Here is a 14,069-nt window from a genome sequence, read left to right on the forward strand (position 1 = left end):
CTCGTCACACGGGCCGTTCGGGGATCGTCGGGAGCACCTTCTCGGCGATGTCCAGGAGGGCGGTGTCGTCCGGGAGGGCTCCGGAGGCGCTCCACACGGTGATGTCGTAGTAGCCGCCCTGATCCTTCGCGTCGAGGGCCACGGACAAGGTGCGGGCCAGGGGGCCCTGTTCGACCGGTCCGCCGGAGCTGCCGCCCCCCAGGTTGATCTCGATCTTCATGGTGTGGTCCGAGGCGAGGACCGCGGGCCGGCCGAGGACGGACAGTGTCCTGACGTCCGTCTCCTCGCCGTACTTCATCAGCTTGACGTACTGGGCGACCGACAGCTGGTTGTACGTGACCGAGACGTTCACGGTGTACGTGTCGAACTGGACCTCGGCCTCCGGCTGGGCGACCTTCCCGTCGGTCAGCGGGGCGGTGTCGCTGGTGCCGGATGCCACGGTCGCGGTCTCCGCGGGCGTTCCGAGGAGCTGGGCCAGGTCGGACCTGTTGAGCGCCTTGCACAGTTCGTCGCCGGTCACGGCCCGGGACGTCTTCTCGTAGGCGGCCGGCAGCTTCTCGTCCTCACCGCTCGCGCACGAGGCGGCCCGCGGCGTGCCGTCGTCCTCGGAGGGCAGCAGGTTCGGACCCAGCCACGCCGCCGCCCCGAGTGCCGCGATGACGGCCACGGCCGCGAACGCCTGGCCCCACGCGTTGGGTTCCTTCTCCGGAACGGTCGGGGTGGTGGGGCGCTGCACAGCCGGGCGCTGCGGCTGGGGCTGGGGCCCCGGTTGCGGTTGCGGTTGCGGGGCCGTGGTGCGGCGTGCGCGCAGGGCCTGGACCACCGTGTGGATCCGCACCGCGGTGAACACCAGGAACGCCAGGCCGATCCCGGCCGCCACCCACTCGCCGTCGCGGTGGGCGAGGTACATGATGCGCACGCCGAAGACGGACCCGACGACGATGAGCAGCGGCTCGCGGACCCAGAAGGGCAGGAGACGGACGAGGAAACCGAGCATCCGGCGATCTCACCAGGCCAAGATCGCGTTTGCTGTGACGGAAGCCATAGTTCCGGCCAGGTACTCAACCGTGATGGAACGGGGCTCGCGGAGGCTGCTCCCTCCCCTGTCGCCATCACCCCCTCGCGCTTCTGACTGACGCATCAGTCAGTGTCTCAATAGGGGTTTGTATCAGGAGGTCCTTTCTCCCTTACCGTTGAGTTTTTCGCAACACATGTCTAGGGTCGTGCCCGTGGAAACCGACGATGCCCTCGACGGCGCACCGACCGCCGACACCGCCGCCCGCGTCCGCGAGGTCATCGCGGCCGCAGGCGTCAGCCAGCGCGAGTTCGCGCGCCGTGTCGTCATGGATCCGTCCAAGCTGTCGCGTTCGCTGAGCGGCACCCGCCGCTTCACGGCCGCGGAGCTGGCCCGGATCGCCGACGAGGGGCGGGTGGACGCGGGCTGGCTGCTCGGCACCCGGCCCCGCGAGCAGGCAACGGAGCCGTCCGCCGGCGTCGAGGGCGGGCGGCCGCTGCAGATCGTCCGCGAGACGGTCCGGCTGATCGCGGAGCACGGCTTCCACGCGGTGCGGGTCGCCGACATCGCCCGCGCCTGCGCCACCAGCAGCGCCGCGATCCACTACCACTTCCCCGGCCGCGCCGAACTTCTGGAGGCGGCCGTGCGCTGGTGCATGGACGAGGACACCGCGCGCCGTGCCGCCCGGCTCGCCGAGGCGGACGACGCGGCGGCGGAGCTGCGCCAGCTCATCGCGCTGCAGACGCCGCGCACCGCGCAGCAGCGCCGCCAGTGGGCGGTGTGGCTCGACCTGTGGGCCGAGGCCGCCCGCTCGACCGCGGTGGGCCGGCTGCACTCCGAGTACTACCGGCAGTGGCGGGAGACCGTCGCCGACGTCGTACGCCGAGGTGTCGCACAGGGCGTGTTCCGCGCCGGGCTCGATCCGCAGGCGGCGGCGCTGACGCTCACCGCGCTGATCGACGGCCTGGCGACGCACGTCCTCTCGGTGAGCGGGCCGTCGTCCGCCGCGGCCGCGGACGCGATGCACGCGGCGCTGACCACCCATGTCACCGACACGATTCCGGCCCCGTAGACCGGACCGAAGCGGACCGAAGCCGAGCCGCAAGCCGGCCCGGAAGCAACATAGGCCCCGACCCCGGGAGTTCCCGTATGCCCATGACCGAGAACGTCATCATCACCTGCGCGCTCACCGGCGCCGCCGACACCGTCCGCAAGAGCCCCCACGTGCCCGTCACCCCGGAGCAGATAGCCAGGAACGCCGTGGAGGCGGCCGCCGCCGGAGCGGCCGTCGTCCACATTCACGTACGCGACCCGGAGACCGGCGATCCGTCCCGCGACCCGAAGCTGTACCGGGAGGTCGTCGAGCGCGTCAAGGAGACCGGTACCGACGTCGTCATCAACCTCACCGCCGGCATGGGCGGCGACCTGGTCATCGACCCGGACGACCCGCTCACCCACCTCCCCGGCACCGACCTCGTCAGCGGGCTGGACCGGCTTCCGCACGTCGAGGACCTGCTTCCGGACATCTGCACGCTGGACTGCGGTTCGCTCAACTTCGGCGACGGCTCGAACCTCTACGTCTCGACGCCCGACATGCTGCGCGCGGGCGCGCGGCGCATCCAGGAGCTGGGCGTACGCCCCGAGCTGGAGATCTTCGACACGGGGCAGCTCTGGTTCGCCAAGCAGTTGCTCGCGGAGGGCCTGCTCGACGACCCGACGGTGTTCCAGCTCTGCATGGGCATTCCGTGGGGCGCGCCCGCGGACCCCGGGGTGCTCCAGTCGATGGTCACCATGCTTCCGGAGGGCGCCCGTTGGGCGAGCTTCGCGCTCGGCCGGATGCAGATGCCGTGGGTCGCCCAGTCGATCCTGCTCGGCGGTCACGTCCGCGTGGGCCTGGAGGACAACCTGTACCTCGGCAAGGGCAACAAGGCGACCAACGCCCAGCTCGTCGAGCGGGCGGTGACCATCACCGAGTCGATCGGCGCCCGCGTCGCGACGCCGGACGAGGCCCGCGCCGTCCTCGGTCTCAAGCCCCGTAAGTAGCCCGCAGGTCCGCCCGGACGACAAAGGATCCCCTCATGACCTCACCCGAGAACGTCCGCCGCGTCGCCTGCGTCGGAGCCGGAGTCATCGGCGGCGGCTGGGTCGCCCACTTCCTGGCGCGCGGCTACGACGTGACCGCCTGGGACCCGGCGCCCGACGCCTCCCGGAAGCTGCGCCGCCTGGTCGACGCGGCCTGGCCGACGCTCACCCTCCTCGGCCTCGCCGACGGCGCGTCGACCGACCGGCTCACCGTGACCGACACCCTCGAACAGGCCGTCGCCCACGCCGACTTCGTCCAGGAGAGCGCCCCCGAGAAGCTCGACCTCAAGCGTGATCTGCTGGCCCGCCTGGACGCGGCGACACCGCCAGGCGTCGTCATCGCCTCCTCCACCTCCGGCTATCCGATGACCGACATGCAGACGACGGCCGCCGACCCGTCCCGCCTGGTCGTCGGGCACCCGTTCAATCCGCCCTATCTCATCCCGCTGGTCGAGGTCGTCGGCGGCGAGCGCACCGACGCGGCGGCCGTCTCCTGGGCCGCCCGCTTCTACGAGGTCGCGGGCAAGTCCGTCATCACAATGGACAACGAGGTACCGGGGTTCATCGCGAACCGCCTCCAGGAGGCCCTGTGGCGCGAGGCGCTGCACATGGTCGCGAACGGCGAGGCGACGGTCCGGGACATCGACCTGTCGATCACCGAGGGTCCGGGGCTGCGCTGGGCGGTGATGGGGCCGATGCTGACCTTCGCGCTCGCGGGCGGCGAGGGCGGCATGGCGCACATGCTGGACCACTTCGGCCCGTCCCTGAAGTCGCCGTGGACACGCCTCGAAGCGCCGGAGCTGGACAAGGAGTTGTACGACGCCGTGGTGGCGGGCTGCGACGAGGCGGCGGACGGCCGTTCCCTCGCGGACCTGGTGGCCGAACGCGACCGGGGTGTCGTCGACGTGCTGCGCGCCACCGGCCGCCTGGACCGCGGGGAGGGCTCCCGATGACGAGGCTTCCCCTGTTCCACAGCACGGTCCGCCCGGAATGGATCGACTACAACGGCCATATGAGCGAGGCCTTCTACGTCCTCGTCTTCGGCCACGCCACGGACGCGCTGATGATCGGGACGGGCCTGGACTCCGGCTACCGGGAGACCACGGGCTGCTCCCTCTACACGGCCGAGTCCCACGTCCGTTTCCTGCGGGAAGTGCCCGCGGCCTCGCACCTCGCCGTCCGTACCCGGGTGCTGGGCGCGGCGGCGCGCAAGGCGCGTTTCACGCACGAGATGTACGTGGTGTCCGGACCGGAGTCGGAGCCGCCGTCCGGCGCGGTTCCGGTGGCGACGACGGAGCTGCTGGCGGTCCACGTCGACCAGCGGGCGGGCCGGGCCGTCGAGTTCCCGGACGCGGTGCGGCGCCGCTTCACGGAACTGACCGAACCGGCTCCGGAGTGGGCGGGCCGCTCGATCCCTGCCGTGGCCTAGACCTATTTTGTCTAGACCTCTTGCCCGCCCGTGACGCGCAGGCTACGTTTCCCGCTGTTCGGCGTCCTTCAAGTTTCCTTCAACTCCCTTGACGAGCAAGGCTGGAAGGAGCATGTCCGCATGCAGGACCGGAGTCTGTCCAGACGGACCGTTCTCGCCTCCGCGACCGTGGTCGCCGCGGGCACGGCGGGTGCCGTGGGGGTGACGGCCACCCCCGCGGCCGCGCACGGGCGCGACCACCGCCTCAAGAAGATCATTTCCAGGATGAGCATCGAGGCGAAGATCGGCCAGCTGTTCGTCCCGTACTTCTACGGCACGTCGGCGACTTCTCCCAGCCAGTTCGACCAGGACCGCAACCTCCGGGAACTCGGCGTCCGCACGGTGGCCGAGCTGATCGCCAAGTACCACGTCGGCGGGGTGATCCTCTTCTCCGGCTGGACGAACAACATCCGGGACCCCCGGCAGGTCGCGGACCTGACGAACGGCGTGCAGCGGGCCTCGCTGGCCCTGCCCACCCCCGTCCCGTCCCTGATCTCCATCGACCAGGAACACGGGGCGAACGTCCGCATCGCCAGCGGCGCCACCCAGTTGCCGGGGGCGATGGCGCTCGGCGCGGGCCGCTCGCCCTCCGACGCGCGCACCGCCGGGCGGATCTCGGGCACCGAACTCGCCGCCCTGGGCATCCACCAGAACTTCGCCCCGGTCGCCGACGTCAACGTGAATCCGGCCAACCCCGTCATCAACGTCCGTTCCTTCGGCGCCGACGCCCGCCAGGTCGGGCGTATGGTGGCCGCGCAGGTGACGGGCTACCAGCAGAGCGGCGTGGTGGCCTGCGCCAAGCACTTCCCGGGCCACGGGGACACCGGACAGGACAGCCACACCGGACTGCCCGTGATCACCCACACCCGCGAGGAGTGGGAGCGCGTCGACGCCCCGCCCTTCCGGGCCGCGATCGCCGCCGGCGTCGACTCGATCATGACCGCGCACCTCCAGGTCCCCGCGCTCGACCCCAGCAACGAACCGGCCACCCTGTCGTCCGCGATCCTCCAGGGCGTACTGCGCGACGAACTCGGCTTCGACGGCGTCATCGTCACCGACGCCCTCAACATGGCCGGTGTGCGCACCAAGTACGGCGACGACCGCGTGCCCGTCCTCGCCCTCGAGGCCGGCGTCGACCAGCTGCTGTTCCCCCCGGACATCGACGTCGCCTACCACGGTGTCCTGGCCGCCGTGCGCAGCGGGGAGATCACCGAGGACCGGCTCGACGAGTCGGTCCTGCGCATCCTGCGCATCAAGGACAAGGTCGGCCTGCTCAGCGGCAGCCCCCACACCTCCCCGGGGGAGGTCGACCGGGTCGTCGGCGCCCGCGGGCACCGGCTCGCCGCCGCCCGGATCGCCGAGCGCACCACCACCCTGCTGGTCAACGAGGACAACGCGCTCCCGCTGCGCCGCGGGCAGCGGAAACTGCTCGTGACCGGCGCCAGCCCGGCCTTCCCGACCGACGACACCCGCACCTCGGTGCCGGAGCTGGCCAAGGCGTTCGAGGAGCTGGGCTACCGCACCACCCACCTCGCCACCGGCCGGGAGCCCGACGCGGCGAAGATCGACGAGGCCGTGGCCGCCGCACGGGGACGGGACGCGGTGGTCGTCACCACCGACAACGTCGGCGCCGCCGGCGCCCAGCGCACCCTGGTGTCCCGGCTGCGCGCGACGGGCGTCCCCGTCGTCCACCTCGCGGTGCGCAACCCCTACGACATCGCCCACCTCGGCGACGTCCCGGCCTCGCTGGCCTGTTACTGCTGGACCGAGGTCGAACTGCGCGCCGCCGCGCGGGTGATCGCGGGCCGGGTCGAGCCGCGCGGCAAGCTGCCCGTCCCCGTCCAGCGGGCCGACGACCCGACCGAGGTCCTCTTCCCCATCGGGCACGGCCTGTCGTACGACGACTGACGCCCGGGGGCGCCGGGTCAGACGACCGGCCGTTCCAGGGCCGGCTCCGTCTCGTCGCGCTCGGGCTCGTCGCGCTCGGACTCGTCGCTCTCGCCGAGGAACCCGCCCGACTGGTGCTGCCACAGCCTGGCGTAGGCGCCGTCCGTCGCGAGCAGTTCCTGGTGGGTGCCCTGCTCCACGACGCGTCCGCGGTCCAGGACGACGAGGCGGTCCATGCCGGCGACGGTGCTCAGACGGTGGGCGACCACGAGGGCCGTGCGTCCGTCCATCAGCCGCCACAGGGCGTCCTGGACGAGGAGTTCGCTCTCCGAGTCCAGGGCGCTGGTCGCCTCGTCGAGCAGCAGGATCGGGGCGTCGCGCAGGACGGCCCTGGCGAGGGCGACGCGCTGGCGCTGGCCGCCGGACAGCTTCACCCCCCTCTCCCCCACCAGCGTGCCGAATCCGTCGGGGAGCTGTTCGGCGAACTCCGTGACGTGCGCGGCCGCGGCGGCCGCGTGGATCTCCTCGTCGGTGGCGCCCGGCCGGGCGAAGGCGATGTTGTCCCGCAGGCTGCGGTGGAACATGGCAGGTTCCTGCGGGACGTAGGCGATCAGTGAGCGCAGGTCGGTCTGGCGCAGCCGGCTGATGTCCTGACCGCCGATCAGGATGCGTCCGTGGTCGATGTCCGACATCCGCAGCAGGAGCCGGGTGAGGGTGGTCTTGCCGCCGCCGGACCTGCCGACCAGGCCGATCCGGGCGCCCGCGGGCACGTCCAGGCCGAGTCCCTGGAAGATGGGCTTCGCTCCCGTGTGGGCGAAGGTCACCGCCTCGAAGCGGATGCCGGTGTCCCGCGGCGCGAGGGGTTCGGGTGCGTCGGCGTCCAGCACGGTGGGCGGGTCGAGCAGCAGCTCCGTGAACTGGGCGGCCTCGGTCATCGAGCTCTCCAGCCGCCGGTAGATCTGGTTGAACTCGAACATGATCTGAGTGGCGTTGGAGTAGTAGGTGAAGGCGACGACGACCTCCTCCACTCCCTGGCCCGGACCGCCGAAGGCGATGGCGACCAACAGGCCCAGTACGTTGGTCAGTACGGACATGGGCGCGATCAGGACGTCCACGCGCAGGTTGCCGTAGTCCCACGACCTCAGCGTCAGGCGTCGGGACTCCGCGACCCGGCTGCGGTGTTCGGCGGCCTCCCGCCGCTCGGCCGCGAAGGCCCTGATGGTCTCCATGTTCATGAGGCTGTCGGCGACATGGCCGGAGACCCGGGCGATCGCGGCCTCCCGGTCGTTGACGAGCCGCTGCCGACGGCGGATCAGCGGCGTCGCGGTCACCACCGTCAGCGCGATCATGACGAACAGGCCGACGACGAGCATCGGCTCGTAGCTCCACAGCACCACGGCGCCGAACACCAGGGGGACGAGGCTGCCCACGATCCGGTACGTCACGGTGTCGACGAAGTCCTCGAAGCGCTTGCCGTAGCTGAGCACCCGCTTGGTCAGCGAGCCGGCGAAGTTGTCGTGGAAGAACGCGGCGTCCTTGGCGAGGAGTTCGTCCATGCCGCTCACGTACAGATGCTCCATGCCGAGGGCGTCCACGCGGTTCAGGCAGTGCTGACCGATCCGCCAGACGGCCTCGGCGAGCAGCAGCGTCACACCGAAGCCCAGCACGTACGGCAGCGCCGGGCCGAGGGTGAGCCCGCGCTCGTCGGCGGCCTGTCCGGCCAGCTTGGCGATCAGCAGCGGGGCGACGTAGCGGATGCCGATGTTGCCCACGGCCGGCAGCAGCAGCGCGGGCAGGGCCAGTCGTCGTAGTCGCAGCAGTTCCCGGCCGTAGTGGCGCAGCGCCAGGACGACGGCGCTCCTGCCCGGCGCCGGCCCTCGCGTCTCTGTTGTCCCCATCACACTCCCGGAGGTTCGCAAGCCGGAAGTTTCCCGTCGGACGGGGTACGCAGTCCAGGCATTTACGGCGGACCGTCGAGAACCGGACACCGTGCGGCCCGCGTTCGGCGCAACGTGACATTGTATGGTGAGGGCCAATTGTCTGGCCGGACGCAGGAGCACGGATGCCGCATCTCAAGTCCCAGGCGATCTCCGTCCAGGCCCATCTGCGTGATCAGGTCGCCGAGGCGCTGCGGGCCGCGCTCATCGCCGGTGATCTGCGGCCCGGTGTCGTCTACTCCGCGCCCACCCTGGCCGCGGAACTCGGCGTCTCCGCCACTCCGGTGCGCGAGGCCATGCTGGACCTGGCCCGGGAGGGGCTGGTCGAAGCGGTGCGCAACAAGGGGTTCCGCGTCACCGAGATGACCGAGCGGGACCTCGACGAGTTCACCGAGATCCGGACGCTGATCGAGGTTCCCACCGTGGGACGCGTCGCCGCCACCGCGACCGTCGAGCAGTTGGAGGCCCTCCGGCCGCTGGCGCGGCGGATCGTCACCGCGGCCCGCGAGCACGACGTCCTCGCGTACCTCGAAGCCGATCACCGCTTCCACCTCGAACTGCTGGGCCTGGCCGGCAACCACCATCTGGTGGAGGTGGTGGCCGGCCTGCGCAAGCGTTCCCGCCTGTTCGGGCTGGGCAGCCTCGACGAGGCGGGGCGGCTGGTCGCGTCCGCCCAGGAGCACGTCGACCTGCTGGATCTGATGGTGGCGGGCCGCGGCCGGGAGGCCGAGGAGTGCATGCGCCGCCATCTCGCGCACGTCCGCACGCTGTGGGCAGACGGCACCGCCGAGTCCGTCAGAGAGTGAAACCCGCCGGGTAGGGGTCCGTGGGGTCGAGCAGGTACTGGGCGGTGCCGGTGATCCAGGCGCGGCCGGTGACGGACGGCAGGACGGCCGGGCGGTCCCCGACCGTCGTCTCCTCCAGGACCCGCCCGACGAACCGGGAGCCGATGAAGGACTCGTTGACGAAGTCCTCACCGGCCGGCAGCAGACCGCGAGCGTGCAGTTGCGCCATCCGGGCGCTGGTGCCCGTGCCGCAGGGCGACCGGTCGAACCATCCCGGATGGATCGCCATGGCGTGCCGTGAGTGCCGCGCGGTCGATCCGGGGGCCTCCAGGTAGACGTGGTGGCACACGTCGATCTCCGGATTCTCCGGGTGGGACACCGGGTTCTGCTTGTTGACCGCGTCCATGACGGCCAGCCCGGCGTCCAGCAGCCGCTGCTTGTGCGCCCGCTCGAAGGGGATGCCGAGGTCGTCGGTGCGGACGAAGGCGTAGAAGTTGCCGCCGTAGGCGATGTCGTAGCGCACCGCCCCGTACCCGGGGACGTCGACGACCTGGTCGAGTGCGTGGCAGTACGAGGCGACGTTCTCCAGGGTCACCGACTCGGCGTGGCCCTCGCGCACCCGCACCCGGGCCGTGACCAGCCCCGCCGGGGTGTCGAGCCGCACCAGGGTCTCCGGCTCGGTCACCTCGACCATGCCGGTCTCGACGAGGACCGTCGCGACCCCGATGGTCCCGTGCCCGCACATCGGCAGGCAGCCGGAGACCTCGATGAACAGGACGCCGTAGTCGGCGTCCGGCCGGGTGGGGGGTTGCAGAATCGCCCCGGACATCGAGGCGTGTCCGCGCGGTTCGCACATCAGCAGGGTGCGCAGGTGGTCGCGTTCGGCGACGAACCGCCGGCGTCGCTCGAACATCGTCGCGCCCGGGAGGACACCCACACCACCCGTGATCACGCGGGTGGGCATGCCCTCGGTGTGCGAGTCGACGGCGTGGTAGCAGACCGTCGAGCGCATCGTCAGTTCACCCCGGCGTCGACGAGGGCCTGGGTGGCGGCCCGGACGACGGCTTCCGTCTCCGGAGCCAGCGGCTGTCGCGGCGGACGGCAGGCACCGCCGCGGCGGCCGGTCATCTCCTGGCCGAGTTTGATGGCCTGGACGAACTCCGTCTTGCTGTCCCACCGCAGTACGGGGTGCAGTTGACGGTAGAGCGGCAGCGCGGTCTCCAGGTCGCCCCGGACGGACGCCTCGTACAGCGCGAGACAGGCCCGGGGGAAGACCTGCGGGTACCCGGCGACCCAGCCCTTGGCGCCGGCGACGGCGACCTCCAGCACGGTGTCGTCGGTGCCGATCATGAGGTCGAGGCCGGGGGCCAGCTCGGAGATCTCGTAGCAGCGCCGGACATCGCCGGAGAACTCCTTGACCCCGACGATGAACCCCTCGGCGTGCAGCTTCGCGAGCAGGTCGGGGCGCAGGTCCACCTTGGTGTCGATGGGGTTGTTGTACGCGGTGACGGGCAGGCCCACCGACGCCACCCGTTCGAAGTGTTCGAGCACCGCGCGGTCGTCGGCGCGGTAGGCGTTGGGCGGCAGGCACATGACCGCCTGGCAGCCCGCGTCCTTGGCGAACCTGGCGTGCCGCTCGGCCTCGCGGCCGCCGTAGGCGCCGACGCCCGGCATGACGGTGAACCCTTCGGGGGCGTTGGCGAGGGCGGTCTCGACGACGCGGTCGCGCTCCTCGTACGTGAGGGTCTGGTACTCGCCCAGGGAGCCGTTCGGGGCGACGCCGTGCATGCCCTGCTCGGCGAGGTGGGCGACGCTCTCGCCGTAGGCCGCGAAGTCGACCGAGAGGTCGTCGTGGAACGGCAGGCTGGTCGCGACGATGACGCCGTGCCAGGGCTTGCGGGTCTCGCTCATGAACACTCCTTGTCGGTTTCCCCGTTGTCCGTCGATGCCGAAGGTGCCGTCGATGCAGTCGATCCCGAAGGTGCCGCCGGTGCTTCGTCGAGGTCGGCGAGCGCCCCGAGGGTGACGGGCGTCGCGACGAGCCGTTCCGCGGGCTCGTAGGCCCGCCGCCGCTCCGTGAGGCAGTGCACGGCGGGCCCGCACATCCGGCCCTGGCACCAGCCCATGCCGGCCCGGGTCAGTTGCTTGACCTGCCGGTGGTCGTGGGCGCCGTCGGCGCGGGCGGCGCGGACCGCCCCGGCGGTCACCTCCTCGCAGCGGCACACGACGGTCTCGTCGGTCAGCCACGAGGGCCAGGCGGGAGGGAGCGGGTGGGCCAGGGCCATCGCCCGGGCGAAGGCCCGCTGCCGGCTCACCGCCGAACGCACCGCGGCCGGCCGCCTGTTCGCCGGTACGTGGGTGGCGCGGGAGTCGGCGAGGACCGACCGGGCGGCCAGCCGGCCCTCGTTCACGGCGAGGGCCGCCCCGCCCACACCGCAGGTCTCCCCCGCGGCGTAGAGACCGGGGACGGTGGTGCGCTGGCCGCCGTCGACCGCGACGACCGCGTTGCCGTCCGCCGAGTCGGTGAGGGCACAGCCGAGGGGGACGAGCAGGTCGAGCTGGGGTGCGAAGCCCCAGCCGACGCCGACGGCGTCGACCTCGACACATCGTTCCGTACCGGGACGCGGGCTGCCGTCCGGCGCCAGCGAGGCGATCCGCACGGCGGTCACGCGTTCGCCGCCCTCCGCGGCGACGATCGCCGTGCGCGGGCGGAGGGGGACGCGGTGGCGCACGAGCGCGGCGGCGTACCCGGCTCCCTCGGCCCACTTGCCGGGGTTGCGCAGCAGCGGGCCGGGGTGCCGCAGCCACGCCTTCGGGTGGGCTGCCTCGCACACCGCGACGACCTCGACGCCGCGTGCCGCGAGTCCGGCGGCGACCGGCAGCAGGAACGGGCCGGTGCCGCCCAGCGCCACGCGGCTTCCGGCCGCCACTCCGCCGCCCTTGAGCAGCGCCTGGAGGCCGCCGACGGTCAGTACGCCGGGCAGGTCCCAGCCCGGGAAGGGCAGTTGACGGTCGTAGGCGCCGGTGGCGATCAGAAGTCTGGGCGTCCGCAGGGCGAGGGCGGTCTCCCGCGGCGCCTCGCGACGGTCCACCGCGTGGACCGCGAACCCGTCGTCCTCGCGGACGGCGGACCACACGTGGTGTCCCAGGCGCAGGTCGAGCCGGCCCGCGGCCCGGCCCGCCGCCAGCGTCTCGCACAGGGCGCGGTACCGGCGCAGTCCGTGGTGCAGGTCGTCGGTCGGGACGGCCGCGCGTGCGTGCTCCGGCGGGTGCCGCCAGTACTGACCGCCGAGGGCGGTGCCGGAGTCCAGCAGTACGACGCACAGTCCACCGGCCAGCGCCGTGGCCGCGGCGGCCATGCCGGCCGGGCCCGCGCCCACGACGACGAGGTCCGCCGGTTCACTCATCGTCGCCCTCCCGGGTCGTGACGGTCATGCCCGGCCGGGCCGGCACCAGGCAGGCGCGCTGTCCACGGGCTCCGTCGACGGTGACGAGGCAGTCGAAGCACACGCCGATGCCGCAGAAGACCCCCCGCGGGCGGTGTCCGACGCGGGTGGTGCGCCAGGCGAGGCGGCCCGTCGCCACGAGGGCCGCGGCGACGGTCTGTCCCTCGACGAACGGCAGGGGCTCGCCGTCGACGACGATCTCGCTCACTGGGGAGCACCTCCGGCGGTCAGGAAGCGGTCGGGGAGAAGACCGGTGTGGGCGGCCGGATCGGCGCCGCGCCAGGGGCGGCCGAGCAGGTGGGCCGTGACGAGCGCGCCGGTCCCGGGGGCGAGCCCGATGCCCGCCCCCTCGTGACCGCACGCGTGGACGACGCCCGGCACGCGCGGGTCGGGGCCCACCACCGGCAGGTGGTCCGGGCAGTACGGCCGGAACCCGCGGTAGGCGCGCATCAGATGGACTCCGCGCAGGAACGGGAAGAGCCGGCACGCCTGGGCCGCGAGCCTGGTGACCACGGCGGTGTTCATGGTGGTGTCGAAGCCGACGCGTTCCCGGCTGGCGCCGATGAGGATCGTGCCGCCGCGCGTGCCCTCGACGACGCACGAGGTCTCCAGTCCGGCGTCGGAGGAGGCGACGTTGGCGACGTAGTCGGCGGAGTAGACCTTGTGACGGACCATCGGCGGCAGCGGTTCGGTCACCAGGACGAAGCCGCGGCGCGGCAGCACCTCGACGGGAGCGCCGAGCCGTCGGCCGACCTCGCCGCCCCAGGTCCCGGCGGCGTTGACGACGGCGTCGGCGGGCAGCACGTCACCGGCGGCCGTCCGGACGCCCGTGACGCGGCCGTCCCGGCCGGTGACCGCCCCGGCCACCTCGCCCGGGTGGAAGCGCGCGCCGTGCCGTACGGCGGCTCGGAGCAGGGCGGCCGCCGCCAGCACCGGCTGCACCTGCGCGTCCTGCGGGTAGTGGACGCCGCCGGGGATGCCGGGCGCGAGGTGGGGTTCGAGGTCCCGCACCCGGTCGACCCGCTCGACGCGGACCCCCGCCGCCTCCTGCCGGGCGGCGAACTCCTGGAGCGCGGCGAGGCCTTCGGGGCCGCTCGCGACGACCAGGCCGCCCTTCGGCTCCAGTTCGAAGGTGCCGGGGCCCAACTCCCGGCCCGCCTCGTCCCACAGCGTGCGGCTGAGCCGCGCCAGGTCGAGTTCGGGGCCGGGTTCCTTGTCGGAGAGGAGGACGTTGCCCTCCCCCCGGCTCGTCGTCCCGGCGCCGACGGGTCCGCGGTCGGTGACCGTGACGTCCAGGCCCGCCGATGCGGCGTGGAAGGCACAGGCGGCTCCGACGACTCCCGCGCCCACGACGACGACCTTCAGGGTCAACGGCTCCTCCTCCGCGCGCACCGCACTGTGCAATGTCACATGCCATGGGTGAGGCTATACATCCGGCAGGAGGAAGAC

Annotated in this window: 13 protein-coding genes; 6 read left to right on the forward strand and 7 right to left on the reverse strand. The window is 72.4% G+C overall.

Translation table 11 applies throughout. From position 1 onward, the window contains the following. Positions 1–4 precede the first annotated feature (4 nt). Positions 5–997, reverse strand: coding sequence for a DUF6215 domain-containing protein (locus tag ACZ56V_RS20820; RefSeq protein WP_468944177.1), 993 nt, complete (start codon positions 995–997; stop codon positions 5–7). A 232-nt stretch (positions 998–1,229) separates the two neighbouring features. Here ACZ56V_RS20820 and ACZ56V_RS20825 point away from each other — a divergent pair, with 232 nt between their 5' ends. The 5 genes from ACZ56V_RS20825 to ACZ56V_RS20845 all read left to right on the forward strand — a co-directional run bounded on the left by ACZ56V_RS20825 (position 1,230) and on the right by ACZ56V_RS20845 (position 6,473). After that, a complete protein-coding gene (locus tag ACZ56V_RS20825) occupies positions 1,230–2,087 on the forward strand; it encodes a TetR/AcrR family transcriptional regulator (RefSeq protein WP_468944180.1) in 858 nt (285 codons plus the stop codon). Between the two features lie 77 nt (positions 2,088–2,164). Beyond that, positions 2,165–3,058: a beta-keto acid cleavage family enzyme gene (locus tag ACZ56V_RS20830; protein WP_468944183.1), complete on the forward strand. Its 894-nt coding sequence runs from the start codon at positions 2,165–2,167 to the stop codon at positions 3,056–3,058. Between the two features lie 35 nt (positions 3,059–3,093). Beyond that, on the forward strand, positions 3,094–4,050 hold the full coding sequence (locus tag ACZ56V_RS20835) for a 3-hydroxyacyl-CoA dehydrogenase NAD-binding domain-containing protein (RefSeq protein WP_398916221.1): 957 nt from the start codon (positions 3,094–3,096) through the stop codon (positions 4,048–4,050). Further along, positions 4,047–4,526: a thioesterase family protein gene (locus tag ACZ56V_RS20840; protein WP_467381081.1), complete on the forward strand. Its 480-nt coding sequence runs from the start codon at positions 4,047–4,049 to the stop codon at positions 4,524–4,526. The genes ACZ56V_RS20835 and ACZ56V_RS20840 overlap by 4 nt, the downstream gene beginning before the upstream one ends. Before the next feature lie 120 nt (positions 4,527–4,646). Continuing rightward, complete coding sequence (locus ACZ56V_RS20845) at positions 4,647–6,473, forward strand: glycoside hydrolase family 3 protein (RefSeq protein ID WP_468944188.1); 1,827 nt, start codon at positions 4,647–4,649, stop codon at positions 6,471–6,473. A gap of 17 nt (positions 6,474–6,490) precedes the next feature. On the opposite strand, the gene ACZ56V_RS20850 is transcribed toward ACZ56V_RS20845, so the two are convergent. Beyond that, the gene (locus ACZ56V_RS20850) at positions 6,491–8,350 is read right to left on the reverse strand and encodes an ABC transporter ATP-binding protein (RefSeq protein WP_398916215.1); all 1,860 of its coding nucleotides are present in this window, start codon (positions 8,348–8,350) and stop codon (positions 6,491–6,493) included. Positions 8,351–8,514: 164 nt separating this feature from the next. Between ACZ56V_RS20850 and ACZ56V_RS20855 the strand changes: the two genes are divergently transcribed. Continuing rightward, positions 8,515–9,195 (forward strand): GntR family transcriptional regulator, encoded by a 681-nt coding sequence (locus tag ACZ56V_RS20855; protein ID WP_398916213.1) that lies wholly within the window; start codon positions 8,515–8,517, stop codon positions 9,193–9,195. Here the strand turns inward: ACZ56V_RS20855 and ACZ56V_RS20860 are convergent. Genes ACZ56V_RS20860 through ACZ56V_RS20880 form a run of 5 tightly spaced genes read right to left on the reverse strand, consistent with a single transcriptional unit; the run spans position 9,185 to position 13,985 of the window. Continuing rightward, positions 9,185–10,186: a proline racemase family protein gene (locus ACZ56V_RS20860; protein ID WP_398916212.1), complete on the reverse strand. Its 1,002-nt coding sequence runs from the start codon at positions 10,184–10,186 to the stop codon at positions 9,185–9,187. The two genes, ACZ56V_RS20855 and ACZ56V_RS20860, sit on opposite strands and share 11 nt — an antisense overlap. A gap of 2 nt (positions 10,187–10,188) precedes the next feature. Then, a complete protein-coding gene (locus tag ACZ56V_RS20865) occupies positions 10,189–11,085 on the reverse strand; it encodes a dihydrodipicolinate synthase family protein (protein WP_398916210.1) in 897 nt (298 codons plus the stop codon). Further along, complete coding sequence (locus ACZ56V_RS20870) at positions 11,082–12,581, reverse strand: FAD/NAD(P)-dependent oxidoreductase (protein ID WP_398916208.1); 1,500 nt, start codon at positions 12,579–12,581, stop codon at positions 11,082–11,084. Before ACZ56V_RS20870 ends, ACZ56V_RS20865 begins: the two co-directional genes overlap by 4 nt. Further along, the gene (locus ACZ56V_RS20875; protein WP_398916206.1) at positions 12,574–12,828 is read right to left on the reverse strand and encodes a (2Fe-2S)-binding protein; all 255 of its coding nucleotides are present in this window, start codon (positions 12,826–12,828) and stop codon (positions 12,574–12,576) included. Before ACZ56V_RS20875 ends, ACZ56V_RS20870 begins: the two co-directional genes overlap by 8 nt. Next, on the reverse strand, positions 12,825–13,985 hold the full coding sequence (locus ACZ56V_RS20880; RefSeq protein ID WP_398916329.1) for an NAD(P)/FAD-dependent oxidoreductase: 1,161 nt from the start codon (positions 13,983–13,985) through the stop codon (positions 12,825–12,827). Before ACZ56V_RS20880 ends, ACZ56V_RS20875 begins: the two co-directional genes overlap by 4 nt. Positions 13,986–14,069: the final 84 nt, after the last annotated feature.

The organism is Streptomyces sp. NPDC034099 (assembly GCF_055575415.1).

Bases quoted from the DNA above. Each gene is read 5' to 3' on its own strand.
- ACZ56V_RS20840 (WP_467381081.1), top strand. From the start codon at position 4,047: ATGACGAGGCTTCCCCTGTTCCACAGCACGGTCCGCCCGGAATGGATC.
- ACZ56V_RS20820 (WP_468944177.1), bottom strand. From the start codon at position 997: ATGCTCGGTTTCCTCGTCCGTCTCCTGCCCTTCTGGGTCCGCGAGCCG.
- ACZ56V_RS20860 (WP_398916212.1), bottom strand. From the start codon at position 10,186: ATGCGCTCGACGGTCTGCTACCACGCCGTCGACTCGCACACCGAGGGC.
- ACZ56V_RS20830 (WP_468944183.1), top strand. From the start codon at position 2,165: ATGCCCATGACCGAGAACGTCATCATCACCTGCGCGCTCACCGGCGCC.
- ACZ56V_RS20850 (WP_398916215.1), bottom strand. From the start codon at position 8,350: ATGGGGACAACAGAGACGCGAGGGCCGGCGCCGGGCAGGAGCGCCGTC.
- ACZ56V_RS20865 (WP_398916210.1), bottom strand. From the start codon at position 11,085: ATGAGCGAGACCCGCAAGCCCTGGCACGGCGTCATCGTCGCGACCAGC.
- ACZ56V_RS20870 (WP_398916208.1), bottom strand. From the start codon at position 12,581: ATGAGTGAACCGGCGGACCTCGTCGTCGTGGGCGCGGGCCCGGCCGGC.
- ACZ56V_RS20835 (WP_398916221.1), top strand. From the start codon at position 3,094: ATGACCTCACCCGAGAACGTCCGCCGCGTCGCCTGCGTCGGAGCCGGA.
- ACZ56V_RS20855 (WP_398916213.1), top strand. From the start codon at position 8,515: ATGCCGCATCTCAAGTCCCAGGCGATCTCCGTCCAGGCCCATCTGCGT.
- ACZ56V_RS20845 (WP_468944188.1), top strand. From the start codon at position 4,647: ATGCAGGACCGGAGTCTGTCCAGACGGACCGTTCTCGCCTCCGCGACC.